The sequence below is a fragment of the Candidatus Poriferisodalis sp. genome (genome assembly GCF_965237655.1).
Classification (GTDB): domain Bacteria; phylum Actinomycetota; class Acidimicrobiia; order Acidimicrobiales; family Poriferisodalaceae; genus Poriferisodalis.
On the sequence record NZ_CBDEGB010000002.1, the window covers coordinates 83,307 to 100,270 of the forward strand.

20 protein-coding genes are annotated in these 16,964 nt (G+C 66.0%); 8 read left to right on the forward strand and 12 right to left on the reverse strand.

Annotation, left to right across the window (positions count from 1 at the left end):
* Position 1 precedes the first annotated feature (1 nt).
* A complete protein-coding gene (locus ACPXYO_RS08330; protein WP_423918900.1) occupies positions 2-2,155 on the reverse strand; it encodes an ATP-grasp domain-containing protein in 2,154 nt (717 codons plus the stop codon).
* Between the two features lie 152 nt (positions 2,156-2,307).
* On the opposite strand from ACPXYO_RS08330, the gene ACPXYO_RS08335 reads away from it, so the two are divergent.
* A complete protein-coding gene (locus tag ACPXYO_RS08335) occupies positions 2,308-3,378 on the forward strand; it encodes a magnesium transporter CorA family protein (RefSeq protein ID WP_423918903.1) in 1,071 nt (356 codons plus the stop codon).
* Positions 3,379-3,380: 2 nt separating this feature from the next.
* Positions 3,381-3,770 (forward strand): hypothetical protein, encoded by a 390-nt coding sequence (locus ACPXYO_RS08340; RefSeq protein WP_423918905.1) that lies wholly within the window; start codon positions 3,381-3,383, stop codon positions 3,768-3,770.
* Between the two features lie 38 nt (positions 3,771-3,808).
* On the opposite strand, the gene ACPXYO_RS08345 is transcribed toward ACPXYO_RS08340, so the two are convergent.
* A complete protein-coding gene (locus tag ACPXYO_RS08345) occupies positions 3,809-6,163 on the reverse strand; it encodes a TauD/TfdA family dioxygenase (protein WP_423918908.1) in 2,355 nt (784 codons plus the stop codon).
* 556 nt (positions 6,164-6,719) lie between these two features.
* Here ACPXYO_RS08345 and ACPXYO_RS08350 point away from each other — a divergent pair.
* Entirely contained in the window at positions 6,720-6,989 is a 270-nt protein-coding gene (locus tag ACPXYO_RS08350; RefSeq protein ID WP_423918911.1) for a hypothetical protein, read from the forward strand.
* Between the two features lie 276 nt (positions 6,990-7,265).
* On the opposite strand, the gene ACPXYO_RS08355 is transcribed toward ACPXYO_RS08350, so the two are convergent.
* Together ACPXYO_RS08355 and ACPXYO_RS08360 are read right to left on the reverse strand one after the other, a co-directional pair.
* On the reverse strand, positions 7,266-7,811 hold the full coding sequence (locus ACPXYO_RS08355; protein ID WP_423918914.1) for a hypothetical protein: 546 nt from the start codon (positions 7,809-7,811) through the stop codon (positions 7,266-7,268).
* Positions 7,808-8,029 (reverse strand): hypothetical protein, encoded by a 222-nt coding sequence (locus ACPXYO_RS08360; RefSeq protein ID WP_423918917.1) that lies wholly within the window; start codon positions 8,027-8,029, stop codon positions 7,808-7,810. Before ACPXYO_RS08360 ends, ACPXYO_RS08355 begins: the two co-directional genes overlap by 4 nt.
* Positions 8,030-8,246: 217 nt before the next feature.
* On the opposite strand from ACPXYO_RS08360, the gene ACPXYO_RS08365 reads away from it, so the two are divergent.
* The 3 genes from ACPXYO_RS08365 (at position 8,247) to ACPXYO_RS08375 (ending at position 10,790) form a co-directional block, all read left to right on the forward strand.
* Positions 8,247-8,534 (forward strand): helix-turn-helix domain-containing protein, encoded by a 288-nt coding sequence (locus ACPXYO_RS08365; RefSeq protein ID WP_423918920.1) that lies wholly within the window; start codon positions 8,247-8,249, stop codon positions 8,532-8,534.
* A gap of 19 nt (positions 8,535-8,553) precedes the next feature.
* The gene (locus ACPXYO_RS08370) at positions 8,554-8,841 is read left to right on the forward strand and encodes a DUF1971 domain-containing protein (protein ID WP_423918925.1); all 288 of its coding nucleotides are present in this window, start codon (positions 8,554-8,556) and stop codon (positions 8,839-8,841) included.
* Between the two features lie 200 nt (positions 8,842-9,041).
* On the forward strand, positions 9,042-10,790 hold the full coding sequence (locus tag ACPXYO_RS08375; protein ID WP_423918928.1) for a cation:proton antiporter: 1,749 nt from the start codon (positions 9,042-9,044) through the stop codon (positions 10,788-10,790).
* Here the strand turns inward: ACPXYO_RS08375 and ACPXYO_RS08380 are convergent.
* The 3 genes from ACPXYO_RS08380 to ACPXYO_RS08390 all read right to left on the reverse strand — a co-directional run bounded on the left by ACPXYO_RS08380 (position 10,735) and on the right by ACPXYO_RS08390 (position 12,699).
* Positions 10,735-11,499, reverse strand: a complete 765-nt coding sequence (locus ACPXYO_RS08380; RefSeq protein WP_423918931.1) for a DUF3500 domain-containing protein — start codon at positions 11,497-11,499, stop codon at positions 10,735-10,737. The genes ACPXYO_RS08375 and ACPXYO_RS08380 overlap by 56 nt on opposite strands.
* A 20-nt stretch (positions 11,500-11,519) precedes the next feature.
* Positions 11,520-12,200 carry a hypothetical protein gene (locus tag ACPXYO_RS08385; protein ID WP_423918934.1) on the reverse strand — a complete coding sequence of 227 codons (681 nt, stop codon included), beginning with the start codon at positions 12,198-12,200 and terminating at the stop codon, positions 11,520-11,522.
* Between the two features lie 142 nt (positions 12,201-12,342).
* Positions 12,343-12,699: a hypothetical protein gene (locus ACPXYO_RS08390; RefSeq protein ID WP_423918937.1), complete on the reverse strand. Its 357-nt coding sequence runs from the start codon at positions 12,697-12,699 to the stop codon at positions 12,343-12,345.
* Between the two features lie 64 nt (positions 12,700-12,763).
* Between ACPXYO_RS08390 and ACPXYO_RS08395 the strand changes: the two genes are divergently transcribed.
* Positions 12,764-12,889: a hypothetical protein gene (locus tag ACPXYO_RS08395; RefSeq protein WP_423918940.1), complete on the forward strand. Its 126-nt coding sequence runs from the start codon at positions 12,764-12,766 to the stop codon at positions 12,887-12,889.
* Here the strand turns inward: ACPXYO_RS08395 and ACPXYO_RS08400 are convergent.
* The 5 genes from ACPXYO_RS08400 to ACPXYO_RS08420 form a co-directional block, all read right to left on the reverse strand.
* Positions 12,872-13,459: a mobile mystery protein B gene (locus tag ACPXYO_RS08400; RefSeq protein ID WP_423918942.1), complete on the reverse strand. Its 588-nt coding sequence runs from the start codon at positions 13,457-13,459 to the stop codon at positions 12,872-12,874. The genes ACPXYO_RS08395 and ACPXYO_RS08400 overlap by 18 nt on opposite strands.
* Entirely contained in the window at positions 13,456-13,932 is a 477-nt protein-coding gene (locus ACPXYO_RS08405; RefSeq protein ID WP_423918945.1) for a mobile mystery protein A, read from the reverse strand. Before ACPXYO_RS08405 ends, ACPXYO_RS08400 begins: the two co-directional genes overlap by 4 nt.
* 143 nt (positions 13,933-14,075) lie before the next feature.
* Positions 14,076-15,305, reverse strand: coding sequence for a Coenzyme F420 hydrogenase/dehydrogenase, beta subunit C-terminal domain (locus ACPXYO_RS08410; protein WP_423918947.1), 1,230 nt, complete (start codon positions 15,303-15,305; stop codon positions 14,076-14,078).
* A gap of 8 nt (positions 15,306-15,313) precedes the next feature.
* Positions 15,314-15,613 carry a peroxidase-related enzyme gene (locus ACPXYO_RS08415; RefSeq protein ID WP_423918950.1) on the reverse strand — a complete coding sequence of 100 codons (300 nt, stop codon included), beginning with the start codon at positions 15,611-15,613 and terminating at the stop codon, positions 15,314-15,316.
* Entirely contained in the window at positions 15,614-15,862 is a 249-nt protein-coding gene (locus tag ACPXYO_RS08420) for a carboxymuconolactone decarboxylase family protein (protein ID WP_423918953.1), read from the reverse strand.
* Positions 15,863-15,943: 81 nt separating this feature from the next.
* Between ACPXYO_RS08420 and ACPXYO_RS08425 the strand changes: the two genes are divergently transcribed.
* The gene (locus ACPXYO_RS08425) at positions 15,944-16,957 is read left to right on the forward strand and encodes a DUF4190 domain-containing protein (RefSeq protein WP_423918956.1); all 1,014 of its coding nucleotides are present in this window, start codon (positions 15,944-15,946) and stop codon (positions 16,955-16,957) included.
* Positions 16,958-16,964: the final 7 nt, after the last annotated feature.

Here is a 16,964-nt window from a genome sequence, read left to right on the forward strand (position 1 = left end):
GTCATCGTTCGAGCCGGCCGATGAGGTACTCCGCCAGCAGCAGCGTGCGCTGGACGAGGCTGATGCGCTGTACGGCCTCGTCGGGAGTACCCCGGTCTTTCACGATCGGGCCGATCCCGCAGACTACGGCCGTGGGGTCGGGCACGAGTCCGGCCACCGAGGACCAGCCCGACGATTCGTGCTCGATGGGGATGTCCCATTTGGATGCTGCGGCTTCGAGCGCCGCGACGGCATCGTGGTTGGCGGGTCGGTCGATCATCGGCGGCCGGTCGGTGAGCCGGGTGAGATTCCACCTGGGCCCGCGGCGTCCGAGAATCGACCGCATCGATGCTTCGGCTTCGTCGGCTTGGGCAGCGTCCAGGTACGACATCAACAGCGACGCCTCGACTCGATGGGGCACGAACATCGCGTGCCGCTCGGTTCGGACATCGAGCGCAGCGATCGACAGGCGCTTGTTCGGGGCGTTGAGTTTGCTGATCGCCACGAGCTTCTCGGCTGTCCAGTTGACCACCGTGCGCCGGCGCCCGACCTGGCCGGGGCTGAGGCTCTGGCCTTCCACGGTCAATTCATAGCGGCGGCTTCCGCGTCGCTCGGTGATGATGCCGTTGCCGACCGTGCCCGGCCTGCACACCAGCACGTGATCCGCTCGCGCCGCAGCCCGCCTGATGAGTTCCTGGCTCTGGGTGGCATCGCGACCCTCGTCGGTGTACAGCAGCACGCCCAGCGGCACTCGTCGCAGCGTCCGCACGTTGCGCAGCGCCCGCAGGGCGTACTCGAGCATCACCAGCGAGCCACGGGACCGTCCGACACCCTCGCCGTACAGCCATTCAGGGTCTCGGCGGTAACCCTGGCGAAGCGTGCTGCCCGTCGTGGGCACATCGAGGTGGGCGAGCAACAGGACACCGCCGCCGAACCCCCGTGCCGTTTCCCACATGTACGACTCGGGCTCATCGGTGAATTCCGGCACCGCCCGCATGCCGATCTCAGTGAAGATCCGCCCGGCTCGCTCGGCGGCACGTGCGAGCCCGAGCGGATCGTCGGTGTGGCTGGGAAGCCCCACCCATTGCTGCAGCGACCGCTCCATGTGGTCTCGGCGCTGGGTGATGAATGCGAACGCACGCTCGGACGGATCGGCCGCCTTGGCGTCGACCGGCGGCGGCTGCGGCGTCCCGAAGTATCGGGCGCTGGCAACCTCGACCAAGCGGTTGACGAACGCAGTGAAGTCCATGCCCACATGGGCGGCGCCCACCAGGTACGACCCGTGCTCGCCGAGGCTCGGCAGGCTGTTGACCTCGAGCACGTAGATGTTGTCGTCGTCATCCACTCTCATGTCGACACGGGCACAGTCGTAGAGCCCGAGCACCGAGAACGAGCGGAGGGCGATGTCTTGGGCCTGCTGGGAGAGCTCATCGGAGATCGGAGCCGGGCACAGGGGCTGGATGGTGCGCCCGCTGCGTCCGGTCTTGTCCTCGTAGGTGTAGATCTGGGGCCCGTCGGTGCCGAAGCTGAGCATGACGGGTGGGAAGGCCTCCGGCGGGGCGTTGCCCAGCACCCCCACGTTCACTTCCCGGCCCTCGATGTACTGCTCGGCGAGGACGGGCTGGCGGAACCGGTCAAAGATGACCTGCGCGGAGTCCCGCAGCTCCGCTTCGTGGTTGACCACTGCCAGCCCGAACGAGACGGCCTCGTTCTTGGGCTTGACGATCATGGGATACGCCAGATCGTCGGGAACGGGACTCCCCGGTGTGTCGAGCACCACGAAGTCCGGAGTGGGGATGTCGTTCTGGCGCAGCATCATCTTCGTCACGACTTTGTCCAGCGCCAGCGAATGTCCCAGCGGGCCCGACGCCACATAGGGGATGCCGATCATCTCGAGAATGCTCGGGACATGCGTATAGCGGGCCTGGCCCTGCAGCCCGTAGGAGACATTGAAGACCATGCCAGGCCGCTCGCCCTTGACGACCCTGGGCATGAACGACTCCAGATTGGAGATCAGCTCCTTGTCCGCCTCCAGCGCCGTGACCTGATGGCCGCCGGCTCGGAGTGCGTCGCTGAGCCGCTTGATGGTCTTGAGGCCGATCTTCTCCTGATTCGGCATGCCGAACAGATTGATGACGTTGCGGCTGTCGCGGTTGTAGACGATCGCGATCCTCATTGCTCGAAGCTATTGGCTGGCTGGATGACGCCACGCCGCCGCTTGTCGTCCCGCCTGAACGCGGATCAGCCAGTTCGCTGTGCGGGCGTGCCAGCATCGTGTCAGTGTTGATTCGAGCGCTTCGGTTCGGCGCGAGTGAGTGCGCCGAAGCTATGGAGCCGCCGACGACGCTGCCCGGATCCGGCTGGGTGTGGATCGATATCACGGCGGCGCCCGACGAAGAGGAAGAAGTCAGCGCCTTCACCGACGTGCTGGGGCTGGATGCGCTTGCCGTCCGCGACGCAGTCCAGGACACCGATCTTCCCAAGGTCGACGACTTCGGCAGCTCGGTGTTCGTCGTTCTGCATGCGCTGAGCGGCGAGCGCATCGATTGCTACGAACTGAGCTGTTTCCTCTCGCAGCGGTGCCTTGTCACCATTCACAGCGGGCAGTCGCCGTCGGTTGATGTGCTCTGGGACGGCGTCATGTGCCAGCCCGAAGTCGCCAACGGCGGCCCCGACGAGACTCTCGCCCGGCTGGCCGATGTCGCCACTCGCCGGCTCGTCACGGTGCTGGATGTCTTCGACGACCGCAACGAGGAATTGACCGGGCTCGCATTGCGGGCCGATGCCGACTTCCTCCACGAGATCACCGCAGTCCGCGCCGACTTGGCGGCGCTGCGCCGGTCCGTGCATCCCCAGCGCGAAGCACTCGACATCCTTCGACGCTCCACCTCATCGATGGTCACTGACGCGGGTCGGCGCCGTTTCTCGGACGTCTTCGACACGGCGTCGCGTGCCGCTCAAGGTGTCGACGGGGCGCGAACCGCGCTCGCGGAGAGTCTTGACGCCTACCGGGGCGCCGAAGCCCGCCAAGCAACCGAGGTGACCAAGGTTCTGACCGTGTACGCGGCGATCATGCTGCCGTTGACGCTCGTCGTCGGCTTCTTCGGCATGAACTTCGCCGACCTCCCCCTCCTCGGTCGGCCGGGCGGTTGGATCTGGGTCACAGCATTCATGGTGCTGGTTGCAGCCCTGTCGCTCGGGGTCTTCGTCTCGGTGGGATGGATTCGTCGCCCCTCGGGCCGGACCGCCGGAGACGTGCTGGGTCGAGGCCTCATCGAGGCCGCCCGCGCACCGGCGCAGCTCGTCGGAGCGGTCTTCGAGATCTCGGCCACGCCGCTGCGGACCATCGCGGGCTCAGTGGCTCGCCGTCACCGTCCCAACGAACCGAGCCACGACTGATCGTGCCACGACAGCCGCGTCCGAGCGCACGATCGGTCGAAGCCGAGCCCGCGCCGCCCGCTGACGCCGAAGGGTCGCGGACTGCAGATGCGCTGGCGTACGGGGGTGGGGCACTGGTTCTTGGTGTGCGTGCCGGCGATGCTGCTCGGCGCAGCGATCAGCTGGTGGTTCCGTTCGCCAGCCGCTGGGGCCTGGTGATGGGAGTGCTCGTGCTGTCGCTCAGCTTGACCGCGTTCGCACCCTTCGTGCAGCGGCTGCCCAACCACTTCTCGGTACGAGCCTGGCTGCGGATGATCTGGTTCACGGGGTTCTGTGCATCCTGCGTGTTTGCGTTTGCGCCGGGCGCTTGGCCGGCCGCGCGGGGGCAGTGGCCGCTGTACACCCTCATCTAGCCGCGACACCGTGCCTGCTGCGCTCACGAGAGCACACGTCACGACCACGTGGGCCGAACTCGTCCGATGCTCGCGAGTCGTGCGGCCGAGCGGATGGCGTCGATGTCGATGTAGCAGCCCTGCAGGTGCCGGTGGTCGGTTGATCGGAACGCCCGCCGGCCGTGCAAGATCCGACGGTTGTCGAACCCCACTAGCTCACCGGGGCGCAGGGTGATCTCGATCGCGAAGTCGTCGCGGTCGAGGAGGTCGATGAAGGTGCGGTACGCGCCGTAGAACGTCGCGGTTTCGGCTCGGTTGGCCGGCAGGGGCTCCATCGAGCGGTTGTTGACGCTGATGGCCTGCACTGTCCCGTCGCGGTCGAGTTCGATGAGTGGGCGCCGGGCCTGCAGATCTGCTTCCGCGCTGCGGAAGCGGAAGGTGACGTCGGTCGTCGTCAGCGTCCCGAACGCGGCGGGGTCGCTTTGTCGGAGGTGCGTGGCAGCGGCGAAGCCGTCGACGAACCGGCTGGCGCCGCCGTCGGCGGCCGCGGTCAGGCAGTGCAGCAACTGCACGGTCGGGCACGGCTTGCGATACGGGTTGTCGGTGTGGGCGGGCAGGCCGAGCGGGGTGTAGGCGAGGTTGACGGGGTCGGGTTCGGCGATGACGTCGAAGAGGGCGCCATAGTTGGTATCTCGCACGAACCCGATGGTGTTGCCGACCTCGAGGACCGTTGCGGGCTCGACCCCGCAATCACCGAAGAGGGCGATGCCGCGCCGGGCGAGTTGGTCGACGAACGGGACGTAATCACCGGTCCAGCTCGTGGCGTCGGCACGAAGCTGCTTTGCGAACGCCGGCGGCCACGGCTCGGCTTGCACGTCGGCGAGTTCTGTGGCGGGAATGCGGCAGACGTGCCGCTCACCCGAACGGTGATGCAGGGTGACGGTGAGCTCGTCGTCGGTGCGGTCGGTACGGACAGCGCGGTCGGTACGGACCACGGTCCATCCCTCCAACACCGTGGCATCGATGAGGTGTTGATCGTTGCGGGAGTCGCGGCACTCGGCGCACCGGCAGGCGTCGCGTGCCCACGCCGGATCGATCGGACGCTGCGGCGCGAGCGCTGCGGCAATCAGGCCCCGGTAGGTCTCGAGCGGAGCTTTGGCCCCGCCGTCGACCTTGAGACCGTCCACCTTGCCGACGTCGTCGTAAGCGCGCAGCCGAATTGCCTCGGCGGCGAAAGCGCCGGCTGCGAACGCCTCGGTGTCGTCTGGACCCAGCGGGCCTCCCTGCTCGGCCAACGACATCTGCGAGGCCTTGCTGAGGCGCTCGCGGTAGGCCGGCTCGACTGTCACGCGGTACCGCTTGGCGGTGACGTGGTGCCGGATGGGCTCGACGACAGCGGGGGACAGGAGCGGTCCGAGGGCCCGGGCCCCGACCTCGGCGTGGCTGGGCAGACCCCACTCGCCGGCGTTGCCCAGGATGTGTCCGAGATCGTGCAGCAGGCAGGCGAGCACCATCTCATCGCCGGCACCGTCCGCAGCGGCCCCGGCGGCGGTCTGCAGTGCGTGGTCGAGCATCGTCACCTGCTCGCCGTAGGACTCGAGGGCGGTAGCGGCCAGCAGGTCCATCAGGACGTCGGCGAGCGGGAGTTCCCGGCCAAGCAGCGTCGACCCTTCCCAGCGGGGGTCGGGCGCGAATCCGCACAGGTCGGCGACGGTCGGGGCGACATCGAGGGGCGAAGCGGTCGGCCAGCCCGAGGCGGCCGGGACGCGGCCCGGCGCCCGCACCACCACTAAGGTGTCCAGCACTTCGGGGACTTGGTCGGTGTGGTTGGTGCCGAGCCCGCCGTGGTCGGTGCTCACCAGCACCGATGCCTCGGGTCCGGCCGCGTCGAGCAGCCGGGCCAGCGCTGTGTCTGATTGCGTGGCCGCGGCGATGTAGGAGGCGCTGTCCCAGCCATGGGCATGACCGTCGAGGTCGGGCCGGCAGAGATACACGAACGTGAGGTCGTGGCGACCGTCGGTGATGGCCGCGATCGCGGTGTCGACCGTGCGGCGGTCGTCGTCAAGGTCATGGCCGCCGTCGATCACGAACCGCTGGTTGGCCGCGTCGGGCTCAATCACAGTGTCGAGCGGCAGCCAGCTGACGAACATCGCGGTGGAGCGACCGGCCTGCCGGGCCGCTTTCAGGAACGAGGGCGCGTCGGTGCGCAGTGGCGCCGGCGTGTTGTCGGTCAACCCGTGGGCGGCGGGATCAACGCCCCGGAAGATCGAGGCGTGGACCGGGAGTGTCCATGGCGGCGTCACAGTGCGTGCGTTGAAGCACGACGCCCCTTCGAGCGCCAGGGTGGTCAGCGCGGGCATGGTGGCACGCGTGATGTGGCGGGGAGCCAATCCGTCGATTGACACCACCAGCACGGGGGAGCGCAGAGCGGTCGTGCCCGCAGGATACGACTGCCGATCTGGAATTCGTGTGATGGCTGACCGTGGTGAGGCGACCCCTGTGATGGCCGACGGGTCGACGGAACGGACAGGCTGCGGCTGTGGTTGTGTTGGGGCTGGGAACTTAGCCGGCCGCGGGCTGTCTGTTTCGTGGTTGGATGGGGTTGCGGATCAGTGGGTAGTTCAGAGTTCGGTTTCGATGCGAAGGACTGCTGCTGCGATCATCACGACGTCATCGAGTGCGAGGTGATTCGTGTGCCCTAGCTGGCCAGTCGGCCGAGAATCCCTTGAAGGGGTTCCATCGACGCTGCGACGCGCTTGCGGAGACCGTCGTCGGCTCGACGGTTCTCGACGTGGCTCCGTATGGCGCCGGCCTCGCTGGGCGGACGGACGGCTGATCGGTCCGCGCGATGACGGAATCTCGAATTGGGTCAAGTTCATCGTGGGATTCTCGGCCGCCGCTGGGTTCTGGCTGCACGGACAGGCGGGTATTCCGACGAGCGCAGCGGTGCCTCATGGCAGGCTTGTTCTGGTGCTGTTGATGGTGGCGTCTGCTTGCTTGTTGCTGGTGTCGCATGCCCGATTTCGCGCTCTGGTTGCTCGTGAATGGCTGTCCGGGCACACGAGCGCCCCTGAGTTCGGCCTCGCGTACACCTGGCGGCACGTCGGTACGTTGCTGTATTTGCCGCTGGGGGTGATGGGAATCGTTTCGAGCCGGCGGGCCATGGCCTTGGCCGAGAGTGACGCAGCAGGCGGCCGCGAGGACGTCGCCCTGTCTGGCCGGGCTCCGCAACAAGTGTGATGTGCCGGAGTACAGCAGGCCCTCGAATCGATCCGTAGTCGCCGAACACAAGCCGTCGAGCCTGCCCGTGCGCAACGTTTCCGGGCCTTCTTGATTGTGGGCTGGGTTGGGTTGCGGATCAGTCGGGGATCCAGGATTCGGTTTCAAGGCCGAGCCCGTCGGCGATCCGGTTGGCGTACGCGTAGTAGCCGACCACCTCGACGATGTCCCCGATGTTGTCGACCCGGCCGTCGGTGCGATCAACGACCCGGGGATGAAGCTCGCCGAGCGCGCCGTTCAGTCGCCTTCATCGGGTTCCGGCGGCTCCTCGTCCACGTCTTGAATCACAGGCAGAGTCATCTTCCGACGACGTTCCCGTTGCGCGACATATCGGCCGATGAGGTTGACACCGACCAGTGGCGCGACAGCTGTGACAATGACGGCGATGCCGTAGGACGAACGATCAGTCATGATCAGGACGAATCCACAGAACAACGCGAGAACAGCGAAGATCCATGCGAGCAGCTGGCCCCGGTCTGCACGCCGGTCGTTTCCTCGGACTACAACGCGCTCAATTTCTTGGCGGTGCTGACCCTTGTCGATGATGTCGTCGACGATCTTGTGTGCGATATCCGGATGCCTGTCGGCTACGTCGCCGATGACCTGGATCATTGACGGCACGAACAGTTGCACCTGGCGCGTGATCTGGCTGATCGAGATCGCGGTCAGCGAGGTCTCGTGTCCCACGTCGGGCTTCGTCGCCTCGGACTCGGTGGGCTCGGGCTGAGCCGGTACAGGGAGTGCGTCGTCGGAGTCGTCAGCGTCCGAACTCGGATCGCTCACTCGGGATGGACTCCCGACGATGCCATGAGCGCCGCGTGCGCATCCTCCTCCATTGTCAGCCAGTCTTGGAATATCGCGAGCAGGAGGTCGTTCTCTGGTTCGTCGCTGAGGTTGTAGTCGTCGTAGACACCCCAGAAGTCGAAGATCCGAGCAGCGCCGTGCAACCCGCTCGGTGCAGCGAACAGGTAACCGGTCCGTGGACTGATTCTCGTCGCCATGGCGCGCACCCTACTCCCGCTCGAACTTGGCCTGCGCTGCATTTCCAAGGGTAGGCGGAAGCTCAATCTCGGCACCGTCGCGCACATGCTGTCGAGTGGTGGCCGACCCTCGGGCGCCATCGCGGACCTCGAGCAGCGTCAGCGTCGTGCCAGATCAGCGAACGGTTGGCAGCGCATGGGGAATTACCCATACTGGTCGGCAAGGAGGCATCCGCTGATGGCGCGCACATACGACGAAGCGACTGCGGCACGCCGAGCGCGACTTGGCCCAGACGCTGCGGTGCAGGCCGAGGTGCTTGCACAGGCGTACGAGATCGGGTTGCAGGTCGTGGCGCTGCGCGAACAGCACGATCTGATCCAGGCTGAGTTGGCTGAGCGCTGCGGCATCGATCAGGCTGACATCAGTCGGATCGAACGTGGTGCGACAAGTCCTACCACCCGCACACTGCAACGAATTGCAGCTGCTCTCGACGCCGACGTTCGTGTCGTGGCACGCGCTTCGTGACCAGTCGCGGGCGAGTTCGGTGATCGAGAGCAGCGACGGGCCGGAAGTCCCGGCCTCGGCGGTCCGAGGGCGCCGCACACCCACATTCAGCCTGGACACGGTGCCTGCCGCGCTGACGAAGGCACACGTCACGACCACATGGGCCGAACTCGTTGTGCTCGCCGGCTCGGTGCTCTTCGTCGACGAGACACCGCGGCGGATCGTCGCTACGGCCGGCAGTCGAGTCCCGATCGTTCCCCGCGTCCGCCACCACGTCGAGCCCGATGCGAGCGCCGAGTTCTACGTCCAGTTCTACGAACCGAGCTAGCCGTGCTTCCAGGCTCTTCTCATTGTGGGCTGGGTTGGGTTGCGGGTCAGTCGGGGATCCAGGATTCGGTTTCGAGGCCGAGCCCGTCGGCGATGCAGTTGGCATCCGCGAGCCAGGCGGAACCGGCGTGACGAGCCGCGTTTGCGGTCGCCCGATGCGGGCTCCACGGCTGACGCTGGCACCAATAGCCTCCAAGACAAATGCTGATGGCTGCGTCAGCACCACCGCTGTTGACCGAACTTGCGATTCTGCTGGTAGCAGGAACGCTGATCGCTTTCCTGTCTTCGCGGTTCGGTGTCTTGCCAATCGTCGGCTTCCTGATCGCGGGTGTGGTGATCGGACCCGGCGGCTTCGGCCTCATCGGCGACATCGATCTCGTTGACCAGTCAGCGGACATCGGCGTGATGCTGTTGCTGTTCACCCTCGGGATCGAATTCAGTCTCGATCGGGTACGCCGATTGGCGTCGCTGTTTCTGGGCGGCGGCGCCATTCAGGTGGTCCTGACCACCGGAGTCGTCACAGCGATCGTCGCCGCCTTCGGCGTCGATTGGCGAACATCGGTCTTCACCGGGTTGCTCGTCTCGCTCAGCAGCACGGCGATCGTGCTCAAGGTGCTCGCTGAGCGGCGTGCCACGACATCGCCGATGGGCAATATGTCGGTCGCCCTGCTGATCTTTCAAGACTTGGCCATCGTCGCCATGGTGCTGTTCGTGCCGCTGCTGAGCCGCCAGACGACGGGTCCCGCCGACGTGGGGGTCGCGTTGGCCAAAGCGGTCGGGATCATCGTCGCCGTGGTCTTCGTCGCCCGCACGCTGGTCCCCGCAATCCTGAGGCTCTTGGCACGGCACCAGTCGACAGAGGTGTTCCTGCTGACCATCTTGGCGATCTGTTTCGGGACCGCGTACGTGACCAGCCTGCTTGATGTCTCGATCTCATTGGGCGCGTTCCTTGCGGGGCTGATGGTGAGCGAGAGTCGCGTCGCGGCGAGGGCCCTCGGCGAGGTGATGCCGCTGCAGATTCTCTTCTCCGCGACGTTCTTCGTGTCGATCGGCATGCTCGTCGACGCCAGATTTCTCGCGAGCAACCTGCCGTTGGTGATCGGCTTGGCGCTCGGTGTTGTCGCCGTCAAGCTGTTCGCCACTGCAGTCGCCGGAGTGCTGCTGCGGCAGCCCCGAGCCGTAGTCGTTTCCTCGGCAATGGTGCTTGCCCAGATCGGCGAGTTCTCCTTCGTGCTCGAACGAGCCGGCGAGGAAGTCGGGCTGATGCCTGCGGGTCTGCAAGACGGCACCGATGCCTTCATATCGGTTGCCGTTCTGCTGATGGCACTTGGCCCTTACAGCGTGCGCTTCGGTGAGTCTCTCGCGGCGCGGCTCGAGACAGGCGACAGCGACGACTGGAAGGATCGCCCGCTAGGTCACTCCGCCCGCGAACCAGATCCCGGCGAGCACGAGCCGCTGCGCGACCACGCTGTCGTGAACGGCTTCGGGCCCCGGGCCCGCCGGATCGTGGCTGCCCTGGAGTTGGCGAACGTGCCCCACACCGTCGTCTCGATGGACCCAGCAGCACAGCAATGGGCAGCCGCGACAGGCCGCACGGTGGTGGCAGGCGACGTGTCGCGTCAATTCATCGCAGACCGGGCAGGCTTGCGTGACGCCCGGGTTGCTCTCGCCGTGGACAGCCCGCCGTTCGCCGTCGAACAATTCGCCCGCGTCGCACGTGAGCACAACCCTGAGATAGCGGTGCTCGCTTGGGCGGCCGACCCCGCCGACGCCGCCGATCTGGAGCGCGACGGGCTCGTCGACCATGTCGTCGCTGAGCGGCAGGCAGCCCTCGATGCGCTCATCGCCCATGCTCTCGGCCACTTCGAAGTGCCCGAGCCGGACAGCGAAGCTGTCACGCACGCGGTCTTGCATGACGACGACTCCGAAGACGATCGCCCGAAGCACTGACCCCCGGCGTTCGTCCGCGGCGACAGCGTGCGGTGGGGGCGCTCCGCTCGTCGTGCTGGCGGGCGTCGGCAGCCCGCGGCTCCGATTCCATGAACGTCGGTGTGAGGACCATCTGATCGCCGACGACGACGCAGTTGACAACCAGGTGGTGACCGTCGATCTGCCAGCCCCACGGCTCGTCCGAGGAGGGGTTGCCGAACACGGTCACGAAGTACAGCCACTCGCCGAACTCGTCTGGGCTTGCGGTGACGTCGCGGAGGAGCTCGTTCAGGCGCATGATGTCGCGGGCCTGGCCGAACCCCCGCGCCGACAGCGTCGCACGCAGCAGGTCGAGGGCCCGCTGGCGCCCTGCGAGGTCCAGGTCCTCGAGCATCACCCCGTGGCGGAAGAAGTTCATGTGCACGTTGATCCACGCGCGCCAGTCCTCGCTTTCGAGAGGCTGTTGTGCGCGAGCCCGCTGCTCGCTGGTGAGCCCGTCCAGGAAGGCACTTGCGGCTTCGGCGAGCGGGGTGAGCGATTTCCCGGTCGGCTTCAGCTCGAAGAGCCCTCGCCGGGGGTTCCCGTCGGTGGTGATGCCGAGGAACGGGCTGCCGCGCAGGGCGACCCGCTCGTCCACGAAGGGAATCAGCGGTGGAGCGATCTCGGTGACAACCGTGCGCCCGCTCATCGGCGGGTTGTGGCGGACTCCGAAGTCGGTCCAACGTGCCATGGCCCTATATCTTCGTCCTGCTATTCGGCGCTGAGGAACAGTTCGATGCGGTTGTCGAGGTTGAAGAACAGTGACACGTACCGCTGGACGTCGGCGGTGGTGATCTCGTCGAGGACCGCGAGCCGATGTTCGGGCGTGCCGACGAGTGCATCGTCGAGGTGGCGGCGTTGCAGCAGCGCCTCGATAATCTCGCTGTTGCGGTCGAGCTGGTAGCGGTCCCGCAGCGCCGATTTTGCTTGGGCCAGGTCGGCCTCGGCTGGCCTGCTGGCGATTAACGCGGCGACGGTCTCGACGACCGTCGAGTTGGTCTGCTCGAGGCTTTCCGTGGGGACTGACGCCCTGAGGTAGTTGTCCCACATGCCGACTTCGATGAGCGGCCACAAGGAGGCCCCGACGGTGTAGGGCTCGCCGAGTTCCTCCCGGACAGCGCTCTCGAGCAGGTCGTCCAGCAGGGTGGATATGAGATCGGCAATGACCATGGTCTTCACCGTGACTGGCACTTCGGCGCCGAACTGCAGGGAGAGGCCCGAATGCCTGTCATCAGCGTCGATCTCTTCCTGGGTCAGGTTGAAGTGGTACCAGGGGCTGTCTTGGTAGCGCGCGTCGTCCAATTCGACTACGGCGGTCCAATGCGGGTTGTTGTCGTAGTTGTCCTTGTGGGTCTGCAGGATTTCGACCTGCTCGGTGAGAAGCGGGCGCACTTGACCCCGTGGAGCTTGTTGTAGCCGTAGTTCCGGCGGGATTCTCGTCGAATTCCCACTCGTAGTAGTCGACCATGACGCTGGTGTTGACTGCGCCGGTGATGGCGTCGCGCAGCCCTGCGCTGCCCACCGGCAGCTGCGACTAGCCGCCCAGGCTCTGCGCCGTCATGTCCACGTAGTTGGACTCGAGATCGGAGGGGGCGAATACGACGCGGGTCCCGTTTGCGAACACCCACTCGTAAGCCCCTTCGAACAGGCTCACGGTGTGCTCGCGAATCGGAGCGACCGGATCGGGTGTCGCCAGCAGGGTTTCGATGCGCGCTTCGGAGGGCGGCGATTCGGCGGGGACCACCGCATCAACTACCGACGGGAGCTGTTCGGCATCATCAGGTTCGACGGGAGCATCCGCTGCATCGGACGAGCAGGGGGCCGCGAACAGTGCAACGGCGAGACTGACGACCAGCACAGCATGACGGGATCGAGACATCAGGCGGAGCATGGCCGCGAAAGCTAGTGCCACCCTGGAGGTCAATCGATGAGTTCCGAAAGGCGGCAGATGCACGGTGATCTCGTGCGCGGGCCGAGCGGCCGCCGACGTGTCGCCGACGTTCGTCCTGAAGCTGACTTTGCCCGACACGGTCGACGAGAACAACGCTGACGATCGTCTCGGCTCAGCTGCGGGCGAATGAGACGAGGTCGTCAATCTCACCCGCATCGGCCGAGTGCAACGCTGCGAGGTAGCGCTGGCGGCGTGTTTCTGTCGGCAAGCCGAGGTTGTGGCCCGAGCTGAATGCGGCCCGGCCGAGGTTCGCAATGAGCAAGTCGGCGCTGATGCGACTGTGCCTGCCGTTGCCGTTGGCGAAGGGGTGGATGTCGACAAGACGATGGTGGAATCGGACTGCAAGTTCGTCAGGCTCGTACGTCTTGTGCTCCACCCATGTGGCAGCGTCATCTACGACCTTCCGCACTTCCTCAGTGATGTACGTCGGTGGAATGCCGATGTTGGTTTCCGACCGCCGATACCGGCCAGCCCGGGCCAAAACTTCGCCGAACATGGCTTTGTGAAGGCCGCGTAGGTACCTGTCGTCGAGAAGCACCGGCAGTGTCGGCTGCGGGCGCAGCAGGGCCGTGGCGATGTTGCGCTGCTCAGCGGCGAAGAGTTCTTGTCGTGTCGCGATGTCCGGCTGAAGCAGGCCGGCTCGGTCATCGTCGGGCAGCAGCGTATGTCCGTCCCCGAGCGGGGCGGAGAGGTCGCTCATCGGCGGTTGTCGTGCGCAGTTCGCCAGAGATCACGCCGCTGTCGGAACTCAGCGGCGAGGTCCGCGATCTGAGCTTCAAGTTCGTCGGGAGTGACCTCTTGGTCCTCAAGCCGTGAATGAGCAGTGACGTTTCGCAGGTGCTTGATGGCCCTGCGCAGGGCCTGATCAGCGACCATTTCGTCGAGGCCGGTGCGAGGCACGAGTACGTAGACGAGATCGCAGTTCATGGCATCGGCAGCCCGGGCGAGTGTGTCGATCTTGATGGTTTGTTCCCGTTCACCGCGTTCAATTGCGGGGACGCGTGACTGGTGAACGCCCATGCGGCGAGCCAGGTCGCCGCTGGTCATCCCCAGCGCGTCACGCAGCGTTCGGATCCATCCTTGGGTGGGTGGGGCGAGTTCGGACAGGTTGCCGTGCCGACTGAAACGCTGGTCGAGGCGGCGTCGTGATTGGGCTCGTTGGTCTCGCAGCACAGGTCACCTGCTGGCATATTCTGATATATATATATATCATTATGAGATCTGAATGAGTATAGATATATCATTGACTCAGTGATCTTGCAATACACATAACGCTTCACAAGGAGTAGGCAGCTCAAGCGCGGCGGGGCCGCAGGTCAGTCTGAGAGCAGGCGGGATCGTGCCGCTTCGATCCTTCGCTGGGCACCGGAGCGCTGTTGTGCGAACCTTTCTGCGTCCGTCCGCCGGCCGAGTTCGGAAATCCGCAGGCCGTGGGTCTCGATAGGGGCGACACCGGAGTCGCACAGCCCCTGGTAGCGAGCGGCCAGGGCCTCTTTCTTGCGTACCTGGTGCGGCTGGAGGCCGTCGAATTGGCGGGGCGTGATGGGGTCGCCGAGCACGAGGTCTCCCGATGCGACAGCCGAAGCCACAAGTTCCTCGCCGACTGCCGTGCGGACGACGATGCCGTTGAACCCCTCGTCCTCGCCGGTTGGCGAACCCCCCGGCCAGACATCGGCCGCGGCGACATCGGCGGCTTCGCCCAGAGCGTCGGGGCACAGCTTGCAGCGGGTCTCGACGTCCCAGCCGGACTCGTCTTCCCACATGTCCAAGTAGGTCTTGGCGTAGCGATCGCCGGCGGCGGTCTCGACGACCGTCGGTCCCGGGTTGCCATGCCCGCGGTAGCGGAACAGCGTGAGTTCGCCTTCGTCGATGCCGAATTCGTGGAGGACCGCCTGCGACTTTGACAGGCGCGACTGGCCGCCGCAGACGAGCGCCAGGCGGATCACGCACAGCTCGTCGACACGCGGGTCAGACTTCGAGAGGGCGTGCACGGCCCCGAGGTCGCAGGGCTTCGCAATGATGGCGAACCGACGCCGGCGCTCCAGCGCTGCGGCGAGGCCGGAGAGCGGCGCAGTCGGTCCGTAGCGCGAGTTGGTGTTGGCCCGGATCGAGTCGGGGTCGGGCGACAGGACCCAACGGCTGCGCATGGGCCGTTCGGGGTCGGCCCCGACATGGAGCACGAAATCCGCCCGGCCGGTGTTCAGCGCATGGGCGCCCAATGCGGTCAGCACGCCGCCGGTCGCGGCGCGATGGCGCGTGTCAGGCCGGCCGGCCCACGCATAGGACATCCACCGGTGGGCTCCCCACACGGGATCGACAGCGATGCCGTCCTCGGCTCGAGCCTGCGCCACGGTGCCCGGGCACGCGGCCATGAGCTGGGTCTCCTCGTGGCGTGTGAACGCATCGGTAGGCGAGGGCCGCAGCGACCCCACCGGTGTCATCACCATCGCGACCCTGCCGCCGGTGAGCGCCTCGCACAGCCCGCAGCCGATGCACAGATCGTTGGCGACGACCTCGGAGATGGAGCGTGCTGTTTCGTTTGTCATGTTGCGGGTCATTCGGGGATCCAGGATTCGGTTTCGAGGCCGAGCCCGTCGGCGATGCGGTTGGCGTAGGCGTAGTAGCCGACGACCTCGACGATGTCGAGGATGTCCCGGTCCGAGAAGCCGGCTGCTCGCAGGGCGTCGGCGTCGGCGTCGTTCATTGCGCCCGGGGTTTCGGTGAGCTTGACCGCAAAGCGCAGCATGGCGGTGCGCTTGGGCGACAGCGGGGCGGTGGTCCAGTCGTGCTCGACGGCGGCGACAAGTTCGTCGTTGTTGATGAGCCGGCGCAGACCGCGCCGGTGGTGGACCACTCAGTAGTGGCAGTCGTTGGCGAGGCTGACGACCAGGGCGATGAGCTCGCGTTCGACCTTGCGCAGCGTCGCGGTGCCGGCCATGGCCGATTCGTAGAGGCTTTGGTGTGCTGCCATGGAGCGGGGGTTCAGCGAGTGGATGGCCAAGATGTGGTCGACCCGGCCGTAGGTGCGGTCCACGACCCGGGGATGCAGCTCGCCGAGCTCGCCGTCCCAAGCGTCGTCAGGAATGACCGTGATGCGTGCCATGGTGCAGCGTTTCACACGGGCGCGCTCCGCTTCGCGGAACCGAAGATCAGCACTTTGGTTCCGCTCATAGACTCCGCCCACGTGACTCAGGCGGTGGACCGCATCGAGCGGTTGATGAGGGAATGTCCAACTGGCGAGGTCTGGGCTCTCGTCGGCTATGCCTCGGCTGCAGGGCTGCGCTGGCTGAATGAACAAACCGTCGGGCGACCGGTCCGACTGCTGATTGGGGACACACGAACCGGGTTCGCGACTGACAGGGTCTCCCCAGCGGACCGTGCAGGGGCGATTCGCTTCATCAAGCGTGCCGACGTGAAGGTCACAAACTGGTATCGACGCAAGGGTGGCTACCGGACCGTGCATGCGAAGGCGTGGGCGGTGATGCCACACGGTGCCGGAGGTCGCCCGGCCGGCGTCGTCATAGGTTCAGCCAACCTGACCAATCAGGGGCTGCATCACAACACGGAGCTCGTAGCGCAAGTCGTCGGTGATGAGGCTCAGCGTGTCGCGAGCGAGATGGGAGCAGCGCTCGACGAGAGCTGGGACGCCAAGGCGAATCTCTTGAAGCGCTTGGAAGGCGGTGCCTGGAATAAGAGCCAAGACGGCCGACGGAGATCAACACAACCTGACCGCAAGTCGCCTCGCCCGGTGAGATCTGTGGAGGCTCCGAACACCGCTCCGTCGTCGCACCCCAATTCGACCGCGCCATTTCCGAGCCCAGATTCGATTGGCCAAGACCCGATCGCGGTGGGGCACGAACCCACTTTCCCGCGACATGATGCTCGACCGCCAAATGCCCCCTCGCCCCAGGAGCCCACGTCCCCGGTTCGCGCTTACCGCTCGAGAGGCAAGGAGCGTCGCGACCGACTGGGCAGCAATCCCACAGCAACCATGGCGCTCGTCCTCGGGATCGTGGCATTCCTGAGCAATGGGTTGACTGCGCCCTTCGGTGTGGTCATGGGCCACCTAGGTCGACACCGAGCGAAGAAGTTTGCAGTGAAGGGCCGGCGCATTGCGATGGCAGGCCTCATCTGCAGCTACGTGTGCCTCCCGGCGTTCCTTGGATGGTGGGTGCTGCCGTTGGTCAACGGGTCGTGACGTCTAT

Excerpts from the sequence above, each read along its gene's own strand:
- ACPXYO_RS08330 (WP_423918900.1), bottom strand. The coding sequence starts at position 2,155 with ATGAGGATCGCGATCGTCTACAACCGCGACAGCCGCAACGTCATCAAT.
- ACPXYO_RS08335 (WP_423918903.1), top strand. The coding sequence starts at position 2,308 with ATGGAGCCGCCGACGACGCTGCCCGGATCCGGCTGGGTGTGGATCGAT.
- ACPXYO_RS08360 (WP_423918917.1), bottom strand. The coding sequence starts at position 8,029 with ATGGCGACGAGAATCAGTCCACGGACCGGTTACCTGTTCGCTGCACCG.
- ACPXYO_RS08365 (WP_423918920.1), top strand. The coding sequence starts at position 8,247 with ATGGCGCGCACATACGACGAAGCGACTGCGGCACGCCGAGCGCGACTT.
- ACPXYO_RS08375 (WP_423918928.1), top strand. The coding sequence starts at position 9,042 with ATGCTGATGGCTGCGTCAGCACCACCGCTGTTGACCGAACTTGCGATT.
- ACPXYO_RS08380 (WP_423918931.1), bottom strand. The coding sequence starts at position 11,499 with ATGGCACGTTGGACCGACTTCGGAGTCCGCCACAACCCGCCGATGAGC.
- ACPXYO_RS08390 (WP_423918937.1), bottom strand. The coding sequence starts at position 12,699 with ATGCTCCGCCTGATGTCTCGATCCCGTCATGCTGTGCTGGTCGTCAGT.
- ACPXYO_RS08400 (WP_423918942.1), bottom strand. The coding sequence starts at position 13,459 with ATGAGCGACCTCTCCGCCCCGCTCGGGGACGGACATACGCTGCTGCCC.
- ACPXYO_RS08410 (WP_423918947.1), bottom strand. The coding sequence starts at position 15,305 with ATGACAAACGAAACAGCACGCTCCATCTCCGAGGTCGTCGCCAACGAT.
- ACPXYO_RS08420 (WP_423918953.1), bottom strand. The coding sequence starts at position 15,862 with ATGGCACGCATCACGGTCATTCCTGACGACGCTTGGGACGGCGAGCTC.